Origin of the sequence: Ktedonospora formicarum (assembly GCF_016587355.1) — a bacterium.
GTDB classification, from domain to species: Bacteria; Chloroflexota; Ktedonobacteria; order Ktedonobacterales; family Ktedonobacteraceae; genus Ktedonobacter; species Ktedonobacter formicarum.
In genome coordinates this window covers 3,659,545-3,682,985 of sequence record NZ_BNJF01000001.1, presented here as the reverse complement: position 1 = coordinate 3,682,985, position 23,441 = coordinate 3,659,545, and the positions used below count along the sequence as shown (strand labels likewise).

Annotated in this window: 19 protein-coding genes and 1 tRNA gene; 6 read left to right on the top strand and 14 right to left on the bottom strand. The window is 48.0% G+C overall.

The features are described from left to right. Nucleotides 1–18 precede the first annotated feature (18 nt). Nucleotides 19–405: a hypothetical protein gene (locus K3T82_RS15760; protein WP_220194392.1), complete on the bottom strand. Its 387-nt coding sequence runs from the start codon at nt 403–405 to the stop codon at nt 19–21. Between the two features lie 627 nt (nt 406–1,032). After that, a tRNA-Asp gene (locus tag K3T82_RS15755) sits at nt 1,033–1,106 on the bottom strand. 648 nt (nt 1,107–1,754) lie between these two features. Between K3T82_RS15755 and K3T82_RS15750 the strand changes: the two genes are divergently transcribed. Together K3T82_RS15750 and K3T82_RS15745 are read left to right on the top strand one after the other, a co-directional pair. Continuing rightward, complete coding sequence (locus K3T82_RS15750; RefSeq protein WP_220194391.1) at nt 1,755–2,243, top strand: hypothetical protein; 489 nt, start codon at nt 1,755–1,757, stop codon at nt 2,241–2,243. 30 nt (nt 2,244–2,273) lie between these two features. Beyond that, a complete protein-coding gene (locus K3T82_RS15745) occupies nt 2,274–2,813 on the top strand; it encodes an NYN domain-containing protein (RefSeq protein WP_220194390.1) in 540 nt (179 codons plus the stop codon). 168 nt (nt 2,814–2,981) lie between these two features. On the opposite strand, the gene K3T82_RS15740 is transcribed toward K3T82_RS15745, so the two are convergent. The 4 genes from K3T82_RS15740 to K3T82_RS15725 form a co-directional block, all read right to left on the bottom strand. Continuing rightward, on the bottom strand, nt 2,982–3,758 hold the full coding sequence (locus tag K3T82_RS15740) for a polyprenol monophosphomannose synthase (RefSeq protein ID WP_220194389.1): 777 nt from the start codon (nt 3,756–3,758) through the stop codon (nt 2,982–2,984). 7 nt (nt 3,759–3,765) lie between these two features. Next, nucleotides 3,766–4,821: a lysylphosphatidylglycerol synthase transmembrane domain-containing protein gene (locus K3T82_RS15735; RefSeq protein WP_220194388.1), complete on the bottom strand. Its 1,056-nt coding sequence runs from the start codon at nt 4,819–4,821 to the stop codon at nt 3,766–3,768. A gap of 12 nt (nt 4,822–4,833) precedes the next feature. Then, nucleotides 4,834–5,802 (bottom strand): decaprenyl-phosphate phosphoribosyltransferase, encoded by a 969-nt coding sequence (locus tag K3T82_RS15730; RefSeq protein ID WP_220194387.1) that lies wholly within the window; start codon nt 5,800–5,802, stop codon nt 4,834–4,836. A 444-nt stretch (nt 5,803–6,246) separates the two neighbouring features. Beyond that, nucleotides 6,247–6,936, bottom strand: coding sequence for a Crp/Fnr family transcriptional regulator (locus tag K3T82_RS15725; RefSeq protein ID WP_220194386.1), 690 nt, complete (start codon nt 6,934–6,936; stop codon nt 6,247–6,249). 495 nt (nt 6,937–7,431) lie between these two features. Here K3T82_RS15725 and K3T82_RS15720 point away from each other — a divergent pair, with 495 nt between their 5' ends. Then, nucleotides 7,432–8,340, top strand: a complete 909-nt coding sequence (locus K3T82_RS15720; RefSeq protein ID WP_220194385.1) for a P-loop NTPase — start codon at nt 7,432–7,434, stop codon at nt 8,338–8,340. Between the two features lie 162 nt (nt 8,341–8,502). Here K3T82_RS15720 and K3T82_RS15715 read toward each other — a convergent pair whose 3' ends face one another. The 5 genes from K3T82_RS15715 to K3T82_RS15695 all read right to left on the bottom strand — a co-directional run bounded on the left by K3T82_RS15715 (nt 8,503) and on the right by K3T82_RS15695 (nt 15,392). Beyond that, nucleotides 8,503–9,525 (bottom strand): glycosyltransferase family 2 protein, encoded by a 1,023-nt coding sequence (locus K3T82_RS15715; RefSeq protein ID WP_220194384.1) that lies wholly within the window; start codon nt 9,523–9,525, stop codon nt 8,503–8,505. A gap of 598 nt (nt 9,526–10,123) precedes the next feature. Further along, nucleotides 10,124–11,305 (bottom strand): xylose isomerase, encoded by a 1,182-nt coding sequence (xylA, locus tag K3T82_RS15710; protein ID WP_220194383.1) that lies wholly within the window; start codon nt 11,303–11,305, stop codon nt 10,124–10,126. A gap of 239 nt (nt 11,306–11,544) precedes the next feature. Further along, a complete protein-coding gene (locus K3T82_RS15705; RefSeq protein ID WP_220194382.1) occupies nt 11,545–13,167 on the bottom strand; it encodes a solute symporter family protein in 1,623 nt (540 codons plus the stop codon). Then, nucleotides 13,164–13,553 (bottom strand): DUF485 domain-containing protein, encoded by a 390-nt coding sequence (locus K3T82_RS15700; protein ID WP_220194381.1) that lies wholly within the window; start codon nt 13,551–13,553, stop codon nt 13,164–13,166. Before K3T82_RS15700 ends, K3T82_RS15705 begins: the two co-directional genes overlap by 4 nt. 351 nt (nt 13,554–13,904) lie before the next feature. Further along, nucleotides 13,905–15,392 (bottom strand): response regulator, encoded by a 1,488-nt coding sequence (locus tag K3T82_RS15695; RefSeq protein ID WP_220194380.1) that lies wholly within the window; start codon nt 15,390–15,392, stop codon nt 13,905–13,907. Between the two features lie 660 nt (nt 15,393–16,052). On the opposite strand from K3T82_RS15695, the gene htpG reads away from it, so the two are divergent. Beyond that, nucleotides 16,053–17,942: a molecular chaperone HtpG gene (htpG, locus tag K3T82_RS15690; RefSeq protein WP_220194379.1), complete on the top strand. Its 1,890-nt coding sequence runs from the start codon at nt 16,053–16,055 to the stop codon at nt 17,940–17,942. Between the two features lie 245 nt (nt 17,943–18,187). Here htpG and K3T82_RS15685 read toward each other — a convergent pair whose 3' ends face one another. Beyond that, complete coding sequence (locus tag K3T82_RS15685; protein ID WP_220194378.1) at nt 18,188–18,385, bottom strand: helix-turn-helix domain-containing protein; 198 nt, start codon at nt 18,383–18,385, stop codon at nt 18,188–18,190. A 1,524-nt stretch (nt 18,386–19,909) separates the two neighbouring features. Beyond that, nucleotides 19,910–20,080: a hypothetical protein gene (locus tag K3T82_RS15680; protein ID WP_220194377.1), complete on the bottom strand. Its 171-nt coding sequence runs from the start codon at nt 20,078–20,080 to the stop codon at nt 19,910–19,912. A 490-nt stretch (nt 20,081–20,570) separates the two neighbouring features. On the opposite strand from K3T82_RS15680, the gene folE reads away from it, so the two are divergent. Both folE and K3T82_RS15670 read left to right on the top strand, forming a co-directional pair. Next, entirely contained in the window at nt 20,571–21,221 is a 651-nt protein-coding gene (gene folE / locus K3T82_RS15675) for a GTP cyclohydrolase I (protein WP_220194376.1), read from the top strand. Beyond that, a complete protein-coding gene (locus K3T82_RS15670) occupies nt 21,218–22,066 on the top strand; it encodes a RibD family protein (RefSeq protein ID WP_220194375.1) in 849 nt (282 codons plus the stop codon). The genes folE and K3T82_RS15670 overlap by 4 nt, the downstream gene beginning before the upstream one ends. A 20-nt stretch (nt 22,067–22,086) precedes the next feature. On the opposite strand, the gene K3T82_RS15665 is transcribed toward K3T82_RS15670, so the two are convergent. Then, the gene (locus K3T82_RS15665; protein ID WP_220194374.1) at nt 22,087–23,256 is read right to left on the bottom strand and encodes an aminotransferase class I/II-fold pyridoxal phosphate-dependent enzyme; all 1,170 of its coding nucleotides are present in this window, start codon (nt 23,254–23,256) and stop codon (nt 22,087–22,089) included. Between the last annotated feature and the right edge of the window lie 185 nt (nt 23,257–23,441).

The following is a 23,441-nucleotide window of genomic DNA, read 5'->3' as shown; positions in this document are numbered from 1 at the left end:
TCCTGTTTCCGAAAATTTTTAGTGTTTCTTGAGCAGCCATTCTGCTAGCTCACCTGCTTTTTTGCTTGTAATGTTTTGCGCCACGATCTCTCCATTGGCACCCTTGACCGTGATGGAAGCTTTATTGCGCAGTGCCAGCCAATTGCCAATGGCAGTGACAATTGCAGCAGCTGCAGGAGTTCCCACAAGCAGCATGAGTGTTCCCCCGAAGTCCTGTGTCAGAGGATCATCGCGTTTGCGTTGTACTTCGACATCGGGTGAAGCATCAAGCAACATCTGTCTCAATTCCTCGGCAAAGCGATTGGCGTCAGCAGGCGAGACTTGATCAGTATCATCAAAAGTGATGGTGTATGTTTGCTCGTTCAGGGCGATTCGCTCCTTTTTTATGCGGGAAGAGTCAGACAATCATATTACTCATCTATTATACAAATTACCTCATATAGTTGTCAAAGAGTTATTTCCCACAACAGAGCAAAGTAAAAGTCAGGGCCGAGACAGTGACAAATGAATGACCTGATGTGAATGTAGAGATTTCAACCAACCAACCTCTTTTAGTGAAATATAAGCGCAAATAGTGCCCCAATTACTATGAAGTGGCCTTAATAATCGTCGAATCTGCCCCATGAGCTCATTCAAGTCAAAAGTTTTCGTCATAAATGTATCAATGCCCATATTGTGTGCTTGCAATTTGACCTGGGTATTGTCCATCTTTGTAAATACGAGAAGAGTGTGCCTATTCGCGATTCCCTGGTCAAAAACTATTGGCAAAGTTCCAATCCACTAACATGAGGAAGGGTAAATTCAAAATGATGAGATCGTGGAATTGACCCGTTTTGAAGGAGTTTCGGAGCAGAAAGAAGAGTTCAGCGCTTCAAGGATGATGACGAAGATCAGGTTATCTCTCCTGAACCAAGGTAGCCTGGGGCAGATTCCTCTGGAGAGGAGGGCACTCGACCGTGGCAGATTCTAGACGGGAAGAACAGAAACAGACCCGCAATAGCATTGCCATTACGGGTCTGATCGCGGAACCGACGGAACCGACGGGATTCGAACCCGCGATCTCCTGCGTGACAGGCAGGCATGTTAGGCCACTACACCACGGCTCCTCTTTTGTTGTGTGTCTTGACCGCTCGCGCTTGTCTCGCGTTCGCTCTCGACGTGGATAATAATAGCAGACTCTCCCTACCTTGTCAAGCGTTTTTTGACGAGTTTTCCAAAGTTTCTAAAAAGCAAGCGACCTTCACCAATTCCCCTGGCAAGCCATGTGTTCATCTAAACGTACCCTTGCCTGGAAAATGAAGAGCTCATTGGTCAAAAACGCATCTTCTTACAGCGCCGAGAAGCTCATTACTGCGATCTTTCGGATAGATTCATTTGTATGAGATTAATATACGCCTTTTGGAGCAAGCCAGAAAAAGATATAATAGAGCAAGCTATGTACCCACCAGTGTACTACAACGACTTGGCAGAGCCGAACACCATCAGATGCACTCAAGCAGGAGAGTGTTATGAGCCAGTATGCTAGGAATGAAGCGAAGAGCAACAGAGTAACGGCAACCTGCTGCATATGTGCAGCAGGTTATGAGGCCGCTAATGAATTGCTTTCGATTGGAAGCCACACACACATCTTGTGCGAAAGTTTATTATTAAGCATGAGTCATTTCTGTTTTCGTTGTCGCCGTCCATCCTGCCCCGATTGCTGGAATGAAGCATACGCACTCTGCACCTCCTGCACCCAAGCAACACAACTACCTATGGTAGATACCAGACATCGCATGAGAGCTACAACGGGAACAGGCGATGGACTGCTGATCTGTGTCAAGTTTGGCCGTTATCACCAGGTTCAACAAGATCAGGAGATAACCCATATCTCTTTGGATAGTACTTCCAGGAGCATTTCACAACGCGATGTGGCACAATTGCAAAAGAGAGCTATGCAGCCTCCTATCAATTCGTCAGTGGCAATTGCCCGTGATCGAAAAGCACATAAAAACATTTCAACGAATACCGTACATGGGAATACCGCACTTGATGAGCTCATAACCGTTCCTGGTCCAATAAAGCGAGCTAGCAAGAAATCAGTTGTTGGCCTTGGGCTCTTGATTTCGCTCATGCTATTTCTGGTAAGTGCTGTTGTGGCGGCTAATCTCTCAACAGAGGTGAATAATTACCTGTTGCAGACATTACATATTGATGTACGCGGATACTTCTTCATGCTATGGGACTGGCTGCGACGGCTTTAGCTTTCAGATGAGAAGGGAATTTCCAATGCCATGACACGCCAGATCTTCGTAGATGGATATAACGTTATCAAGAACAATCCAATGTTTCAATCATTAGGGGTACATAGTCTGGCGAATGCGCGCCGTATCCTGATCCAACAGTTGAAGAACCGTTATCGATTGAGCGAATTCTCAGTCAGCGTTGTCTTCGATGGAGATGGGGCAAAGGAACAGACAAGCCATGAAGAGCACATTCGCATTATCTATTCGCGTTATGGCGAAAAAGCAGATCAAGTCATCATTAGATTAGCGCTCCAGGCCAGAAACATGGGCTATGAAGTAGACATGTACAGCGATGATGGAGAAATTCGCGATGCGGTAGTGGAAAGAGGGGGGAATCCACGTTCAACAGCCAACCTGGCGACACAGCTAAAATCCGCTCCCAGAGATGTAGAGGCACGCGCGCAACATCGCATTGAGACACGTCGGATATATGGACTAAATCCCGCCGACAAGGCCAAATGGGATTACGAAGAGACTGGGGCGCAACACCACCGAGGCAAAAAGAAAAAACGCAAAGGTAGGCACTAAAGTGCTTTCTCGCATCGCTCTCCTGCAGAAGCCCAAATCACCCATCAATTACCAACTGGCGATGCAAGCGAATACCTGGGAATCATAAGGGGAGGATTGTAATCGACGATTACAATCCTCCCCTTATGACTAGAAGCTATAAGTAGAGAAATCAAGAGCAGCCATAAGCTATTTCTGAGTTATGGGAGAAGGCTCGTCCTTGCTCTGGCTCTCTTGAATTGCTTGCTGTACCACAGGTGTGTGTTGCTGCTTACCAAAGCGTGTACGTGTAACAAAGGAAAATGCTTCGAAGACGATCTTCTTCGACATTTTGGATTGGCCAACCCGGCGATCCATAAAGGTAATAGGTGTCTCCACAATTTTGAAGCCATGCTTCATAACGCGATAGGCAAGCTCTACCTGAAATGCATAACCTTGCGACTCAATGGTATCAAGGTTAATGGTTTCCAGCACACGCCGGCGATAACAGCGATACCCGGCGGTACAATCCTGAACAGGAATGCCAAGCATAAAGCGAGCAAAGACATTACCACAGCCGCTGATGAGGCGACGACTAAGAGACCAATTTGGAGTACTACCACCAGGAATATATCGCGACCCGATCACAAGGTCCGCGTCTTCAATCTCCTTGAGGAAATTAGGAAGATACTTAGGGTCATGGGAGAAGTCTGCATCCATCTCAAATGCCGCGTCATACTCATGCTCAATCGCGTACTTAAAGCCTGCAATATAAGCGGTACCCAGACCCAACTTACCCGCGCGATGCAGCACATGCAGACGTGGATCCTCAGCGCTGATCTGATCAGCAAGTTGACCAGTACCATCAGGCGAATTATCATCAACGACCAAAATATGCGTCTGCGGAACGTAGGAGTAAATAGCATCCAGTAACGGACGCAAATTATCGTACTCGTTATAGGTAGGAATGATGATAAGCGTTTTCATAATACATTTACTCTCCTGAAGCCGCCGATATGGACGATAAATCGGCGGCAGATTGATGCGTGATAGGTGATGGCTGAGTAAGCTCAACAGCAGGGGTCTCTTCGAGAGACGCTCTGAAACCAGATGAGATTCGGAGTATGATTAGCGCACCAACACCAATCAATAGACCGAACCAGAGGGTACAAAAACGAATGAGAAGTGTAGCGGCACCACCCACAGCAGTTGAAGGCGTTACCAGCAAATGGGTCAACCCAAGAACACTTCCATCGGCGGAACCAAGACCGCCAGGTAAGCCAGAAGCGGATCCGACCAGCGAAGAGGTCGCGAGAATAAAGGTTGATTTGAGCACCAGGTCAATACTTGCGTCGATCCCCAGTCCACGAAAGACGAAGTACAATGCCAGGCATTCACCCGACCATGAGATTATACCAATGATGGTTGCTAGCAGCAAAGGGCGCCACTGCAAGAGTACATAAGCACTCTCATAGAAGAGACGTATTGGCTCCGTGAAACGACCGAGCAAGGGAAGGCGTTCGCACCACCGCAAGATCTGTAGCGACAGCCGACGATTCTGAATGACCAGAATGCCAATCAGACCCACAAATAGAAGTGGTAAGAGCAATTCAAGCCCAAACCGATAGAGCATCAGGCCAGATGAGGCCAGAACAAGCATAGCCAGGCCATCAGAGAGGCGCTCCGCCACAATAATAGGCGAAGTTCTACTGATGGGGGTCTGCGTGTAACGCTTAAGCAAATAGGACTTGAGCAATTCGCCAACTTTTCCCGGTGTAATAGCCATAGAAAGGCCCGCAAGAAAAATGAGCAAGCTCAAGGATGGTCGTAGCGAAATACGCAGACGCTTAAGATAATAACTCCACTTGACAAAACGTCCAGCGTAGTTCACAAGGGTCAGACCCAATATCAAGGGCAGATACATCCAACGGAAATGTGAAAAAGCCTTTAACATGCTGAAAAAATCCGCATAGAACGCGATAACCAGCAAGACAATAAAGGCGAACACAAGAGAAAACACTACACCGTTACGTATCTTTCGAGTTTGCAAGAACCAGCTCCATCAGTGAGGTAAGGCATAGAACACAACCAGAATAATCACAGTACACATCACAACGGTTATGAGCATATGCCGGTCACGCAGTAGGACCTCATCAGGACTTCCTCCATCTTTGCGCATATAGACAAGATAGAGATAGCGAAAGAGGCCATATAACACAAAGGGAACCGTCAAAATGATGTTGTGGTAACCCGTAGGTGCTTCTACGGTATACAAGCTATACGCCATCAGTGTGCAGGTAGCCACAACGGTGATCATCTGGTCTAGCATGGGAATGCTGTACTCTTTGAGGATTTGACGATGAGCGCTAGCCTGGCCCTGTAAGAGTACCAATTCATTGCGGCGCTTGCTCAGTGCTAGAAAGAGCGAGAGCAAGCAGGTCACCATGTAGAGCCAAGGCGAGATAGAAACGGGGGTGACAAGCGCTCCAGCGATAACCCGAATGACAAAACCACAGGCAATCACAAAAATATCAATCAGCACGATATGTTTGAGCCAGATACCATAGCACACCATGAGCACAAGGTAGGTAAGCACACAGAGCGCGAATAGGATATTGGATCCTCCAATATTTGTATAGATATCCTTTGCGCCATCAACGGGTAGCGTAAAAATAACCAGTACCAAGCAGGTACAGACCAGCAAAATTATGACTATAGCGGCCACAGCCCAGGAGGCAGGAAGCTGGCCCGAAGCCAGGGGGCGCTTACATTTCACTGGATGCTGACGATCTTTCTCAATGTCCAGCAAATCATTGAAGAGGTAAATACTACTCGATGCCAGACAAAAAGCGAGAAAGGCAAGCACAGTACGCTCAAACTCGTTGAATTGAAAGAGATGACCTGAGAAAATAATCGCAATAAAAAGCGTTGCATTCTTAGTCCACTGCTTAGGACGCATCGCACTAAGTAAAGCTCGCAAACGTCCCCAGGTTGATAGTAAAGAGTGGCTAAGTGACTGCGAAGTTGACATAGATTCTCCCAAAGGAAATACTCTCACCCAGTTACTCCTTATTTTAGCCATATATCCCCGGGATTTACGGACGAGGGTTGTTTCTCTGTAGCCACCTCGGGAATATAGCGAGCGCCCCCCCCATACAGGAGCATGCACGCTCAAGGTTTCGAACAAGGAGTTCACTCTAGCCGCGACCCCATGAGGAGCACGGCAGCGGCGTTGATTTTCGTCTAAGGCCCCAGTGCTTATGACCAGTAATAGCACTAGACGAGACGGTCAACAGAGAGCATTGGTAACGAGTAGACCAGAAGTCAGGAAAAGTGAGACAAGAAGCTCATACATAATAAAAATCATGGGGTGCTTATACGTGCTTATAGAGGAAAAACCAAGAATAGGGGCCTTACACTATATAATAAGGTCCCCTCTTTATCGCAGGCAAAAGGCACAAGACCAGATTGAGTTTTAATAAACGCGTCGTCGTAGTTCAGCCATTCGATGCAGTGTAATGCGATGGCGATCTGTGCTGATATATTGTTTATCAGTAAAATAGCCAAGCACTTTATTGACGCTCTCGCGTGAAGCCCCAACCATTGAGGCAATTTCTTGCTGCGTTAAACGCACATCGATGCGTACACCATCACTCACTTGTACCCCATGCGCATCAGCAAGATCAAGCAACTTCTTCGCAACACGCCCATAGACATCCAGGAAGATCAAGTCTTCAACCTGCTGATCGGTATTGCGCAAGCGCTTTGAGAGCACTTCGAGCACAGAAATCGCGATCTTAGGATTCTTCAGAATCGCTTTATGAAAATCACTGCGCTGAAGTGTGTAACATTCAACTTTTTCAAGTGCAACTGCGTCCGCCGAGCGGCCTAAACCATCAAGGAGAGCCTGCTCACCGAAATACTCTCCTTTACCCAATACCACTAGTGAAATCTCCTGCCCATCTGGACTGATAAGGCAGATTTTGACTTTTCCTTCTTTGATAACGTACAGGACTTGCCCGGGATCGTCGCGATGAAAGATAACTTCGCCAGAGCGGAAGGAGCGTTTGCGCGCGGAACCCGAGAGTTCGAAAATCTCATCGTCACTTAGCCCGGCAAAAATATAGACCTGTTTGAAGTAGCTACTTTCGGTGCCTGCCTCCATCGCTATTTCCTTTTCTTGTTTTGCAGTTTCCTGCTAGCCGCACGTTTTACCTGGTGCAGCCATCATAGCATAACCCGCTAACACGTGCAATGATGAGGGAAGAATCAAATAACCGTCCAAAGCGGGACGCAATAGCATTCAGAGTACGCATGAGCTAAGCACAGGCATAGCTAATTAGCACTCTCCTCGCTGACAAGGGCAGATGGATTAAGCAATGAGCCCTGAGCAAACAAAAACGCTGCGCCTACAGGCAGGAAAGTTATATCCCCCCACCTTGACCTCACCAAACCGCCTCATTTGCCCTCACAGGTGGCAAATAGGATGAATGAAATAGCCTGGGGATTGAGGGAAAAGATAGCTGGTTTCATTGATGTGTGCTATAATAATCGGAGTAAATAGGTAGGAATTGCTTTTTTGATCTAGACCTGTATTCATTTGCATAAAGGAAAAGCGGTGACATGTTCTATATACTGTTACCGCTATTGAGGATAAAAAATGGCGGAAACGATTACTGCCGACATGATCATTCATGATGTCGTGACAAAGTATCCAGCAACAGTTAAGGTATTTCATGGTCACGGCTTACCCTGCACTGCCTGCGCTGTTGGAGCGCGAGAAAGTATCGCGGGAGGCGCGAGAACACACCGCTTTGCCCCCGAGAAGCTTGACCTACTGGTTCAAGATCTTAATGCTGCCGCGAAGGGCGAGCCAACATCGGTTGCTCCTAAGAAAGCCCCCGTTGGAAGGGGCGTACCGCTCACAATGCTCAGCTCTGATCCAGAGCGCAAGATCAAGCAAGTCATCGCTATTATGAGCGGCAAAGGTGGCGTAGGCAAATCACTTGTCACGGGCTTGCTTGCAGTCTCTCTGCGACGCCAGGGACAACGCGTAGGTATTCTCGATGGAGATATCACCGGACCAAGCATCGCGCGCATGTTTGGAACCAAGGGACAGCCAACCAAATCAGCCAGCGGTGGCATTGAGCCGTTGCGCAGCAAAGGTGGCATCAAGGTCATGTCCATGAATATGTTCCTCGAGAAGGAGAGCGATCCAGTTGTCTGGCGTGGACCAATGATTTCAAGCGCGATCAAACAATTTTATAGCGATGTAGATTGGGGTCAACTAGATTATCTCCTGGTCGATCTGCCCCCTGGAACATCAGACGCCCCCATGACCGTCATGCAAGCCCTTCCACTAGACGGTGTGGTCATTGTGTCCTCACCACAAATGCTGGCAACCATGATCGTAATGAAGTGCGTCAACATGGTACAACAGCTCAAAGGTGAGATCGTAGGCGTCGTCGAGAATATGGCATATTTTGAAACGCCCAAGAACGAACGCTATGAAATCTTCGGTCCCAGCAACTCAACAGAATTGGTCTCGGTGACGGGAGCCCCCTTCTAGGACAGCTCCCAATCGATTCAGCGTTGACAACGCTCTGTGACGCTGGACGTGTCGAGGAATATTATGCAGAGGCATACGAGGAATTGGCCGCCAACTTTGTCAATACCCTCAAAATCAAGCGCTAAGCAAGAAAAAAGAAGAGAAGAGGTAGAGCCAAGAGCTCTACCTCTTCTCTTCTTTTTCAAAGGGCACTCTATAGTTTGGGTGCTTTTGTTCAAGCACATCATGCACAATATAGAGGGGACGCTTACGCACCTCATCATAAATACGGCCTAGATATTCACCTATAATACCCAGGAAGATAAGTTGGATGCCACCCAGGAAGAGTACCAGAATAAGCGTCGAGGCCTGACCTGAAATAGCACCAGTAAAAATACGCAGAGCAGCCGCGATAATAATTCCAATCAAACTGATAATAGCGAGAGTAAAGCCAAAGCTAGTCGCGAGTTTCAACGGCACATAGCTAAAGCTAGTAATCGCATCAAGCGAGAATTTGAGCATCTTCATAAAAGGGTATTTCGTCGTTCCAGCGAAGCGCTCATGCCGTACATAAGGCACTACTACTTGTTTGAAACCTACCCAGGCAGAAAGACCACGCATAAATCGGTGCTGTTCGCGCATCTCAATCATAACATTCACAACACGACGGTCAAGCAGGCGGAAATCACCAGTATTCCGGGGAATTTTAATCGAGGTGATACGCTCAATGAGACGATAGAAGACCGCAGCAGTGGCGAGCTTAAAAAGGGTTTCACCTTGACGGCGCGTACGTTGCGCATATACCACTTCAGCGCCCTCTTTCCATGCCTTGACAAGCTCAAGAATAACTTCAGGTGGATCTTGCAAATCGGCATCAATAATAACGACCGCCTGACCACGAGCATAATCAAGACCGGCAGAGATGGCAATCTGATGACCGAAGTTACGCGAAAAATTCACAACGCGCACTCGCGAATCCTGTGCATGCAATTCTTGCATTAAGGTATAGGTTCCATCTGAGCTACCATCATTGATGAGGACGAGCTCAAAATCTTCTTTAAACTGCTCCATCACATGGATAACAGTTTCATAGAAATGTGGCAGCGTTTCCTCTTCGTTAAAGACAGGCGCGATGACTGAATAGACAGGTAAAGTCTCGTCATGTGTTGCCTCATCAGGCTGCTGACTATGATATAGCGAAACCATAACTTCTCATTTTCTCCCTGTAGAGAGCACTATGATTGAGGAATACGTTACTATTTTCTAACGCACTCTTTTATGTATAGACCAGTACCCTGTAATCATCTGTTTTTTTATATAGCATTCGCGTAAACAATGCAAGAGTCTGTTAGATCATTTATCAGGCATCTCATGTACATAAAAATGATCGTGCTTTTAGCGAGAGAATATGAGGAACATTTCCACAACTCTTATAAGTAAGGGAAAGAATTCACATACTCGCAACTTGTACAATAATTCTATTCACAATGAAATATATGGAATTTTATCACGGATATTCTAAATTAATGAACGATGACAACTTATGCAGCTCAAAATTCACATACTTACACAGGCATATGACCATAGGCAAAACAGCAGCCCTGGCAATGAGTACCCTCTATCTTAAGCATAACATCTATAAGAACAGGGAAAGCTCTTTAGGTCAAACCACCTTCTTAGCCCTTACTGTACTTTGCCAAAAGCAAGGTAGTGACGCATCTGCTGTCAGACGCATCACTACTTTAACCATTTACAATAATTCAGGAGTGGAAGAATAACCAAAGACACAATACAAGTGAATCTTTTAGCGCACTCCTAGCAGCAGCTCAATGGTCAATTGATCAAGCTTCTCATAACGGTAGCCACGTTTTGCCAACGCCTGGAGATCAAACTGAGCATCCTTTAGTTTCTGCACATTTTCAGCGCTGTAGCCATCCAACAAGCCTCCATAGGTCTGATCGCCGCCATTGAGGTCTTGAAGAAGAGCCTGAATCTCGGGGTCTGCGTTGAATTGCTTCGCCTTGGCTTTAAACAGGTTATAGCTACGCATGCAACCCAGGGCAAAGTCCCAGACGCCTTCCTCATCTTCAGTGCGATATGCATGCGCGTCAAAATGGCGAGGGCCATCATAACCTTTATCTTCCAGCAATTTGACCAGGAAGAACATGCTTTTCACGCTCTCACTCCCAAACCGGAAGTCCTGGTCGTAGCGCGGCCCTTTCTGGTCATTGAGGTCAATATGGAAAAGTTTTCCGGCATCAATGGCCTGGGCAATACCATGGACAAAGTTGAGGCCTGACATATGCTCATGCGCAACCTCAGGGTTTACACCTACCATCTCAGGGTGATCAAGTGTAGCGATAAAACCCAACATATGTCCAACAGTCGCGAAATAGGTATCGGAGCGAGGCTCATTTGGCTTCGGCTCCAGGGCAACTCGCATATTGTAGCCCTGGTCAATGATATATTGACAGAAGAAATTGATGGCATCACGCATACGTTGGATAGCTACCACTGGGTCTTTGCTAGCTTCCGCGTCAACACCCTCGCGTCCCCCCCAGAAGACATAGGTCGTTGCGCCAAGCTCAGCTCCTAGGTCAATAGCCGCCATCGTTTTCTGCCGGGAATAGGCGCGAACTGCCGGATCTACTGCGGTAAACGCACCATCCTTAAAGACTGGATGAAAGAAGAGGTTAGTTGTCGCCATTGGTACAACCATACCGTAATCAGAGAGCGCCTGCTTAAAATCGCGAACGATACGATCTCTCTCAGCAAGAGTGGACCCAAAGGGCACTAAATCATTATCATGAAAATTTACACCCCAGGCTCCCAACTCAGATAGCTTTTGCACACTTCTTACAGGATCGAGAGGTGGGCGCACGAAATCGCCAAAGGGGTCCCGCCCCTGATTCCCTACTGTCCAGAGGCCAAAAGTAAATTTGTCTTCTCTACTTGGCTTATATTGATCACTACTCCATTCGGGCATGCCATATACTCCTTTTACGAGTTGCACATCGTAGTGCATTATTGTCAGATGGTAGGACAGTGGTCATCACCCTACCATTTTTTAGGGGTAGAACTTATGCATACTGTATCACAAAAAGAGGCGCGCAGAGAACTACCAGGCAGACATAGGAAAGGGGTCTCCCTGGAGCGGGAAGAAATAACATGACGCTACTACGTTTTTTTGTACGCAGTAGCGTCATGCAAGTTTTTCAGGAGGGATTACGCCTCAGCATCAATACCGAGATTGGCACGCACATTAGTTTCGCTGAAAGTTTCAAGTGCTGCTTCATCACGCGTTGCCAGTGAAACGACTATCGCGACTATGAAACTCAGGGGTATTGTAACCACACCGGGATTCTCAAGTGGGAAGAGAGCCTTGGCCTGAATAAGGTGGGCAGCAGTGGCTGCTGTTCCTGGCGGATCTACCGCCATAATGGCCGGGCTCACAATAATGAGAATGACCGATGAAATCAAGCCTACCAGCATGCTCGAAACCATGCCAGCGGTATTAAAGCGTCGCCAGAAGAGCGAAAGTATAATCGAAGGAACGTTGGCACTGGCGGCGACAGCAAAGGCCAGGCCAACAAGGAAGGCCACGTTGCTATAGCGTAGCGCAATTGCCAGTATGATTGACAGAAGACCGATGCCGGCTGCAGTGATCTTGGCAACCAGCACCTGCTCACGCTCATCCTCGCGCCCACCTTTCACGACATTCAACCAGATATCGTGCGCGAAGGCAGAGGAACCCGCAATAGTCAGGCCCGCTACCACAGCCAGGATAGTCGCGAAGGCTACAGCGGCAATAAAGGCCAGAAAGATGGTCCCTCCTACAGCTTCCGCCAAGAGTGGGGCAGCAAGGTTCTGGTTCGCGATGTTCGCTTTGCCCACAAGGGTCGCGGCCCCAAAGCCAAGGAAGGTCGTCAGAATATAAAAGACACCAATGATCACAGTAGCCCAGACCACAGACGAGCGCGCGGAACGCGCAGTCGGCACGGTATAGAAGCGCATCAAGATATGCGGCAATCCAGCCGTTCCCAGGACCAGAGCCAACCCCAGCGAGATGAGATCAAGCTGACCATAGGTGCCATGATAGCGTAGTCCTGGCATAAGATAGTTCTGTGTCACAAGAGTGCCAGCAGTACATTGCCCATCTTTGAGTGTGCCACCATTGGTACAATACTTACCCACCACACCATGCACGGCATCGAAGAAGTTGCCAATGGAGAAACCATAATGGCTTAACACCAGGATGGAGAGCAGCAGTGTTCCGCCCATCAGCAAAATGGCTTTGATAATTTGTACCCACGTCGTAGCAAGCATACCGCCGAAGATCACATATACAATCATCAGCACGCCAACAATAATGATCGCTAAGTTATAGTCCAGGCTGGGCACCAGCAGGCTCACCAGCGAACCGGCTCCGACCATCTGCGCAATCATATAGATCAATGTTACCGCAAGCGTTGAAATAGCCGCTACGGTACGTACAGAACGCTTACGCAAACGGAACGAGAGCACATCTGCCATGGTAAACTTGCCTGTATTGCGCAGGGGTTCGGCAACGAGAAACAGTACGGTCAGGTAGGCAACCAGAAAACCTACCGAGTACATAAAGCCATCATAGCCGAAGAAGGCGATCAGCCCAGCGATACCCAGAAATGAAGCGGCAGACATATAATCGCCTGCGACAGCCACCCCATTCTGCGCTCCACTGATACGACGTCCAGCGGCGTAGAAATCGGTTGTAGTGCGTGTGCGACGAGAGGCCCAGAAAGTAATGCCCAGCGTAACCAGGACAATAATACCAAACATAATGAGGGTCTGAAGCTCTTTATCGTTCATTCTTTCTCTCCCCTCACTCTCGCAACAATACGCTGGACCAACGAATCAAAGATACCAGCGCGCCAGACATAAATACCCATAAGAATCCAGGTAACAAAGAACTGTGAAAGCGCGAATAGGTAAGCAACGTTGATCGTACCAAAGACACTTGCATTAGCGATATCTGGCATGTACCCAACCACAATCAAGAAAGCAAAGTAATAAAGCAGAAAGAAAATAGTGGCAGGGACAATCAGGTTGCGCTTGGCACGGACGAGTTCGCGAAAATCGCTATCTTGCTCAATACGCTGCCAATCACGGACGGTAGAGTGCTGATCCTCAGCAACGTCGGTGTTGTGGACTGGGGCGGAGTTCCCCTCATCTTGAGGAGAGATGGCATCGTTCATAGACACCTCTTTGCAAAGACCTCCATACACTGAGGTTGAAGGCCGAAACAAAGGCAATATGAGGCATTGCCTGACGCTCTACATCCCCTTGTAAATAAATAGACACACTTAAAAGCTGGGAGAGTTGAAAAGGTGCCTTTAACAAAAAGATACATGCAGAAGCGGCTATTTATCTGCGATCCTTAAAAAGGCACGTAGTACTATAGAGAAGGTACCATATATACTATCAAAACTCAAGGGCTGGGGCAGTATACAGCGATTATAGTGTGGACTTCGCGCTTTAGAATTCGATTAAAGGAGCAAGAAAGCCCACATGCTATTTCTGATGCAAAATTTAAAGATCACCTCTTCTTAAGAAGATAGGTGCTCATTATCAGGTTTGGTTTTCACTACGTCTACTTGTAGAGACCAGGCAGCATGGGTACGAGGAAGGAGCGCGGCGGCATCGGGCTGCTGGTGTCTGGAATGCAGGGGCAGAGGCAGGATGAGAAAATAGGTACAGCGATCACCAGGAAAATTTTGGACCTCTAGATGGCCGCCATGACGCTCTATGATGTTGCGCGAGACATAGAGGTCCATACTTGAGCGCGCCTGCGCGTCCAGATTGCGTACAGTAATAATCGCTTCATGGCCTGCCTGCTGGACCGTAAGTATCACTGGATCGCTCCAGGCGGCCTGAGCATGAGCTGCCGAAAAAATATTGCGTAGAACCTGTGTGATTTGCGCGCCATCCACGCTCACCTCGAGGGGCTGTCCCAGAAAATCACACTGCAAATGCAACTGATGTTCCTGAACATGTGTTTCCAGGTATGATGAACAGAGAGCAACCAGATCAATAGATTGGCGATGGACAATAAATTGTCCCGCATCAATGTTGGAGGTATGCAAAAGTTCTTGAACAAGCTCCTCAGTCCGCACAAGCGAAGACTCGATATCGGCAAAGCCTCGGCTCACCAGTTCCGCCACATCCGCATGATCAAGTTTACGTCGGATCAGTTGCGTCATCTCCTTTAGGCGCGCAACAGGAAGCCTGAGGTCATGTGAGACCAGACTAATGACTTTATCCTTCGTAGCATTGGCCTCAAAGAGTTCGCTGGTACGCTGCTGCACCTGAATTTCAAGGGAACGGGCATGGATTTCAAGTGCGAGTTGCTGCTCCTCCACACGGCGACGAAGCTGGCAGGTCTGGATAGCCCGCAACAAGGCTGCGATAAACGAATCGCGATCTATTGGCTTCTGAATATAATCATATGCGCCACCACGCAAGGCCCGAATAGCTAGATCATGTTCACCATGACCAGTAATCAGAATCGTAGGTGTCTCAGGTTGCATATCACGTATTTTAGCCAGCAACATGAGTCCATCTGTACCAGGCATTTTAATGTCGCTCACGATGGCATCATAGTTCTGCTCTTCAATGAGTTGAAGCGCCTCATTAGAGGAGCTAGCGATATCAACCTGTATGCCGGGAATACGTAAAGTGATAGTATGAGGCAGGGCACGCAGCAAAGCCTGGTCATCATCGACGATTAAGATATGCGGTGGCGGCACAAGCGAAGGTCTGAGTGCTGAAGAATCCACTGGCGCTTCACCTAAGCGGGCAGACAGGCCTGAATGCAAACGAATGCCAACATGGTCGAGGGTAAAGAGGTACCAACCACCTGAATCTATAGAGACTTGCCCTGGGATCCAGGAGCCAAAAACGCGAATTTCAATACTTTCTCCACGCTTTAACTCGCGACCCTCAAGTTCAAGACAATTCGATGTTGCGTTATAGATCAATGTTCCCAGCGTAGGTTCTTGTCTGTATATTCCTGATAATGGCTGCTGTTCGGGCATCCAGGCACTCCCTATTTCTGCTTTGTCTTTATAATTACGAATCAGGATAGGCAGGCAGTTGCACGATCAGGACACTTACGTCACCAATAAAGAGAAAACCACCTGACTCCAACCCATATATGTTTACGCGAACCCGATACCACCATCCCAGCAATACTCACTCACTCAAGCTCTTTAAAGGCATCAGGTCACGTTGCATCATGTAAATTGCAACAAGCACACATCATAGCGTATCAAGTAAAGCATAACAAATTTTGCATGTCAGTGGCGAAGGAAATGGGTCTTTTTTCTTACATCACTGCCGTAGCAGGCATATTGTTACATATGAGCGCATCGAGAGAACCTACAAGCCCAATAGTATGCACATAACGTCGAACTTAGTCCCGATTATGAGCTCCAACAGAACTCTAATGTTTTTCTTACAGTTTTCTAATAGTAACTATGATATATAAAGCAAAAGGCCATTGCCAGGAAGAGCGCCTGGCTCATTTCATATTTCAAGCCTTACACAGATAACGACGGATCTAGCCACCAGGACTCATTGGCAAGTCTGATTCGACAGGGCAGTATATCCCAAGTGCACCAGATATTATCATCAGCGGGGTAGCCATAGACCAAAGTCCACCTTACGCCCATTGCAGATAAGGGAGGAAATATTCCATGTCAGTAGAAACCCATAAGGAAAATCTCGGCTTTCAAGCGGAAGTCAAACAACTATTGGATCTCATGATCCACTCACTTTACAGTCATAAAGAGATATTTCTCCGAGAGCTTATCTCAAATGCTTCAGATGCCATTGACCGTCTGCGCTTTGATGCTCTTGCGGACCCCTCGCTTTATGAGCGTGACGCCGAGTTTAAGATACATGTCGCCTACGACAAAGACGCGCGCACGATTACAATTAGTGACAATGGTATCGGCATGAATCGCCAGGAAGTAATCGAACATATCGGCACGATTGCCAAATCGGGCACACGCGAGTTCTTTAAGTCGCTGACAGGTGATAAGCAGAAGGACGCCAATCTGATTGGACAATTTGGTGTTGGTTTCTATTCGACTTTCGTTGTCGCGGATAAGGTTACTCTCACTACACGCCGGGCTGGAGCCCCTGAAACTGAAGGGGTACGCTGGGAGTCAGAGGGGCAGGGAGAGTATAGCATTGAGAACGTTGAAAAGCCAACGCGCGGCACCTCTATTACCTTGCATCTACGTCCAGATGAGAATGAGTTCCTCAGTGGTCACCGCCTGCGCGAGATCATCCGCAAATACTCCGATCATATTATGCTTCCTATTCTGATGCAGAAAGATGAGGCAACTGAAGAAGGCAAAGAGCAGGAAGATGAGGTTGTCAATCGCGCATCCGCGCTCTGGACACGACCTAAGAGTGAAATCACAGAGCAAGAGTATAATGAATTTTACCAGCATGTAGCACACGACTTCACCGATCCCCTAGCCCACTTCCATAGCAAAATGGAGGGCACACAGGAATATACGCTCTTGCTATATGTGCCATCGCAGGCCCCATTCGATCTATGGACACGCGAATATCATCATGGCATTAAGCTTTATGTACGACGCGTCTTCATTATGGATGACGCCGAGAAGCTCATGCCGCGCTACCTACGCTTCATACGTGGTGTCATAGATTCTAACGATCTGCCACTTAATGTTTCGCGCGAGATCTTACAACAGAATCGCCAGATTGACCAGATCCGCTCCAATGCGACCAAGAAGGTTCTAGGGTTGCTCTCCGATATCATGAAGAATGATCCAGAGAAGTATGAGCATTTCTGGACTGAGTTTGGACGCGTGATGAAAGAGGGGCTACTCGAGGATCGCGCCAATCGTGAGACTATTGCCAAGTTGCTACGCTTCTCTACTACGCTCTCAGCAGGTGAGAAGCAGGACACCTCACTCGAGACATACGTTAGCCGTATGAAAGATGGTCAAGACAGCATCTACTACCTTGTCGCTGACAGCCACGCGGCAGCCAAAAACAGCCCGCTCCTGGAAATCTTTAAGAAGAAGGGCCTGGAAGTCTTGCTCCTCTCAGACCCGCTAGATCATTTCCTGGGTACCGAGTTGGCAGAATTCGACGGGAAGAAGCTCCAATCAGTCTCCAAGGGTGAGATTGACTTGAGTAAGTTTACCGACGAGAAGGAGAAGGAAGAGCAACAGAAGACAGCCGACGAGGCCAAGGATCTCCTTGACCGTCTCAAAGGTACACTCAGCGAACGCGTCAAGGATGTGCGTATTACGCATCGTCTGACCAGTTCTCCAGCCTGCCTGGTCGTTGATCAGTATGGCATTGATCCAAGCTTGAAACGTCTGCTGGAAGCGAGCGGACAGAAAGTGCCGCACGACAAGCAGATTCTTGAGATCAATCCTCAACATCCCATCATCAATCGCATGAAGAACGAGAGTGATGAGCAACGCTTTGGGGATTGGGCAAATGTGCTCTTTGAACAGTCTGTTCTCAGCAGCGGCGAGACGCTTGATGATCCCGTCGACTTTGTGAACAGGTTGAACAATCTCCTGGCAAACCTCTAAATAAGAGTCAAGAAAACAGCACTGGCGCGTCACTATCGGTATAGTGACGCGCCAGTGCTGTGGCATAATGCGGACACTCACGTTCTTCACAACCCTGGAATGGGCATGAGAAGCAAATCTCCCATAACCTCGTAGAGAAGCCTCTCCTAGGCCAAATACGCCCAAAAATATAGATCCCCGGTCGCCAGATACCAATTGACGAGAGAGGTATTGCAGGACCGGGGAAAAAGATCACGAATGCGAATTTAGGCAGTGATCTGGCTGTTTGAGCCAAGGACCTTATTCAGAGTCTCGCGCTTAATGCGATATGCCTGGCGGGCATTGACATGAGGAAGAACCACAGCCTCAAGCGCCCCCTGCTTCACCCAACGGCGAACGGTGGTGTCATCTACGCGAAGAATACGAGCGACTTCAGAAACGGTTAAAAGCTCACTATTGTTCATTGAAACTACTCACTTCCTTTGTTTAAATTGCCTGCGTCAAACACATCAGAGACGAGAGAAGCCTCCGGGGCACGTGCTCGCACAGCTACATTCGCCAACGGCGTATACACAAGAAAACATTGCATACGCATTGTATAACATTGTATAAAACTTGTAAAGAGTATTTCTAGGATGTGGGCGAGACAGGGGGAAAACTGTCTTTTACCAACATGCATCTTCATTATCACACGTATAAGACGTGTAGAGGTTGACCTTCAACATGTAATTCGAAGAGCGAAAACTCATTTTAGAGGTAGGCATAGATCTTGAGGCGACAGGATCTCCCTCACGCAATACCTGTATACCCAACGACACGTTTATGAAAAGCGTATGCCTATCAATTGAACTTTACCAGTGTTTAGATCTCTTGTCAAGAGATCTAAACATAACAATAGACAATGGCTGTAGAAAATCCATAACAACTGCTATTATTAGACCTGGATATTCGTGCCAGATTTCATAACAAAACAGTACGGAGGGCTCGACTTATGCACTAGCGCCTGCAATACATTCGCATTCTTAAATTTAAGAACCAGGAATAACTGACGCTAATAGCCACCTGTAGGAGCGAGACCAAACCAGAGGCTAGAAATCGTTTAAGCCGGGCATTAAAACTTAGACGAAACTGAGGGCAGTCAAGTCACAGGCCTGGAGAAACGGCACACTTTCTCCAATCAAATGCGACCTCTTTTGGGAGCACTACCTCAAAAAGAGATCATCCAAGATGATATCCCTGTTTGAGAGTACAGCGAAACTAGTCGTTGTCGCTGAAGACATGAAAATAGCAAGAAAGGTTACCTCTAAAAGTACTAGCACTTGCTAACTTTTCATCTTTACTCACCCCTCGAACACTTTAAATGTACCGAAAGCAAGCATGCAATGTCCAGCAATCAGCAAGCGAATAGTACTACTGGTATAATCCAACGAACGCTTAAGCCATGCGCTGGCAACTCTAACATGGTGAAAAACACTAATATGTGTAACCTTCCCATTCAGGAGTCACTGGTAGATGCGGTGATAGCATATGAAGGCAGAATACTTAGATACGCAGTACAAGCATCAGAACATACGACACTACTTAATACCATAAAGCCACTTCCTCGCGTTTCTCTATGAGAAGCTGCTATGGTACCTTTCGACATCGATGTCTCATATGCGATACACGAAACCAATTATTTAGCGCTGAGAGGCTCGTACAACGGCCTGCATCTACTGCTCAGTCCTTTTGTGCCTTCTCCATGCTATGTCGCTGAGATGAACGTTTCAGACGCCAATCTGTTAGAAGAAACACAGTGATAATAAGACCGACACAATGTTTCTTAATTTTAAAGCTTCTTAGCACGTGATCAGAAGCGGCTTGCGCCCTGCAAGCACTTCAAATCATGAGCATTCTATCATCCACATAAGCTGGGATACAAACTTTAGACCAGTTCTATCGCAAATGGAGTAGGGCCACCATACGCTTTCTTGTCTCTTTAATAGGACTTATAAGCGCTCTTGCCGATTGGCAGTCGTCACATGAGTCTTAGCGCATGTACGACGCTGGCGCCGCCAGCGATACCACTGCCATTGCCATATAGTGAAGACAAGCGCGAGAAATGCCACCATGCCTATAAAGAGCATAAAAGATCCTGCAGAGGCAGTCTGTTCGATCATACGAGCACTCCTTTCTCAATCAGGCCGGGCCTTTAGTGAAGGTTGTGTTTATCCCGATGAGCGTCGATAGTCAGTATAGGCGAATAGGATGATGCTCTATCAATCACTTTCACGTTACCATTGCTTATGATGTCTCAATGTGGCTTATTCTTGTCCAGATATGGGATAATCAAAAAGAACAGGTAACAGAGCAGGCGCGTCATACACACACGCTCTTTGTATGCTGGAAAATTATTCCAGAGTCTACTCATGTCTGGTGAAAAAACATCGCCAGACACAAAAAGCGCTTCATATAAAGCATGCCTGATTGACAAAGCCCTAGTAGGAGTATTCTCCACTACTATCCATGTAAAAACGACTGAGATTGCGAACAAGGAAGGCCGAGATGAGGACGAGAATAGCAAGTAACCCAGAATAAAATAGTCAGCCAAAACGTTACAGGCTGTAGAATATCAAGCGTAACGCAATCTCGGATCGAAAAGAGGTTCTTATGACACTCAATATAGACTTAGATGATTTGGAATTTGAAGATGCTATAGAACTAAAGCAGCGTCATATATCGGTTGAACAAATGCGTACCTTTGAAGGCTACATGGCAGAGATTTTTGAAGCATTGGGAATGAACAGCCATACGCCAGGAACCGAAGATACACCTAAGCGCTTCCTCAAAGCCATGCTTGACGCGACGGAAGGGTATGATGGCGATCCCAATCTTATAAAGGTCTTTCCCTCGGAACATCCAAACGGATCAAAAAGCCATTTAAGCCAGGTAATTGAAGGGCCAATTCATTTCTTCTCACTTTGCGAACACCATGCCTTCCCTTTCTTTGGGCAAGCCTATGTTGGCTATATCGCGAACGAGCACATTCTAGGGCTTTCAAAACTCACGCGCCTGGTGCGTGTCTTCGCCAAGCGCTTCTCTGTACAAGAACGCATTACCCAGCAAATCGCCAGTTCATTAGAAGCGATCCTACAACCGCAAGGGGTCGCGGTATACCTGGAGGCCAATCACCTATGCATGGCTATGCGTGGAGTGCGTGAGAGCTCAGCCATAACACGTACAACGGCCTGGCGTGGGGAATACGAAGTGAGCGCGGAACTACGCTCTGAATTCTTCGCCACAACCAATCTACGGCCATGAAGCAACCATTAGCGTTCGAAACGCTTTACAATCAGGAACGAGGAGAGAGGCTACATCTTCCACCTCCACTCGACCTATTGCTGGGTGAATTCCGGATGCCACTAGAAAGCCATCCCCCTTATCTTATTGGTAATTTTGTCTCTACGCTTGATGGGGTGGTTTCTCTGGATGAGGCAGGTCATGAGGGAGGTGGACCCATTAGCGGCTTTCACCCTTCCGATCAGGCACTGATGGGTGTATTGCGTGCCATCGCGGACGCAATTATAGTAGGCTCACGCACGCTCCATGAGGAACCAACGCATAAATGGACAGCGGAGTACATCTATCCCGATCTCGCGGACACATACCAGGAGCTACGCCGCTCTCTGGGCAAAAGTGAGCGTCCCTTAAATGTCCTGGTCAGCACCAGCGGGAACCTAGATCTCAGCCTGAATCTCTTCCAAGAGGGAACAATTCCAGTGCTGATAGTGACCTCGACCGAAGGCGAAAAGCGCCTGCATAAGCAAACGATCCCGCCTTCAGTCCAGATCAAGGCATGCACCAGCGAAGGAGGAATGATCAGCGCATCCAACATCCTCCATGCCGTCCAAGAGAAGCAGTCGGGAACGCTCTACCTGACGGAAGGAGGCCCTGGCATGCTCACGACATTTCTCAGAGATGGCTCCCTGGATGAACTTTTTCTAACGCTTGCTCCACAACTAGCAGGCCATATGCCAGGGGATACGCGCCCATCAATCGCGATGGGACATCATTTTGCCCCCGATCAGCCATTATGGAGCGACCTCTTAAGCGTTAAGCGAGTTGAGAGTCACCTCTTCCTTCGCTACGCCTTTCGCAAGCGCTAGTGCTTACCCCTCACTGGGATCTAGGCTCGCGCCAGACGAGCCAGACGCTCACCCACCTCATGCAGCATAGAATCTGATTTGCAGAATGCCAGGCGGGCATAACCATCAGCCAGATGGGCATGATCGGCACTATAAAACGCCCCTGGCGGGATACAGGCCACACCTGCCTCCTGGATCAGATAGCGCGTGAAGTCAAGTGCCGAACCAGAGAAGAGGGGCGTATAATCGACCATGATAAAGTATGTCCCATCGGGCACAGTATAGCGGAAACCAGCCCCATCCAGGGCTGACATCAACAGAGCACGCTTGGAGGTATATAACTGCTGGAACTCCTGGTAGTAGCTCGTAGGAAGATTGAGCGCGTAAGCGATAGCCTCCTGTGTAGGATGATGCACAGAGAAGGTAATGAATTGATGAGCGCGTGAGACACCTTCAATCAAGGCAGGAGGTCCTGACACCCAGCCAATCTTCCAGCCAGTAGCACTAAAGAGCTTACCGGAACTACTGACAGTAACAGTACGCTCAAACATGCCAGGAAGGGTAGCGATAGGTATGTGATACGCTTCGCCAAAGGTCAGGTGCTCATACACCTCGTCCGCGATCACGGTCACATCATATTCGTGACATAGTGCGGCGATAAAACTAAGTTCCTCGCGTGTGAAGACGCGCCCGGTGGGATTATGTGGAGTGTTCAAGATGATGGCGCGAGTCTTCTTCCCGAAGGCCGCACGGAGTTCCGCAGGATCAAAGTGCCAATCTGGGGCGTGTAGTGGCACAAAGACAGGAATAGCATGTGCCATCAGAATATCTGGCACATAGGAATCGTAAAAAGGCTCCAGCACAATGACTTCATCCCCAGGATCAACCAGGCCCAGAATGGAAGCGAAGATCCCCTCAGTCGCGCCTGAAGTTACGATAACGCCATGCGTAGGATCAATATCCAATTGATAGAAACGCTCGGCATGTCGTGCCACGGCCTGGCGAAGTGCTGGCGTTCCGTCACCAGGTGCATACTGGTTTAGATTGCCTGCGCGCAAGGACTGCACTACCTGGTCGAGAATAGCGGTAGGGGTATCAAAGTCGGGTTTCCCCTGACCAAGATTGAGCGCTGAATGTTGCTGCGCGAGTTGATTAATCTCGGTAAAAATCGTCGTGCCGAAGGGCGCGACACGCTGAGAAATAGCGGACATAGATCCCTCCCATCAAAGCATGTGATTGCTGCTATTATAGCCTATTTTGGCCTGGAGAAGACGGCTTGCCTACACACAAAAGAAAGAGGACCACCATGAACCAGTGAAAAATCACTAGCACAGGCGGCCCTCTTCATTACACCATCCCCCGAGAAAAGAAGGTTGTCTGCGTCGCGAGAAAGTGT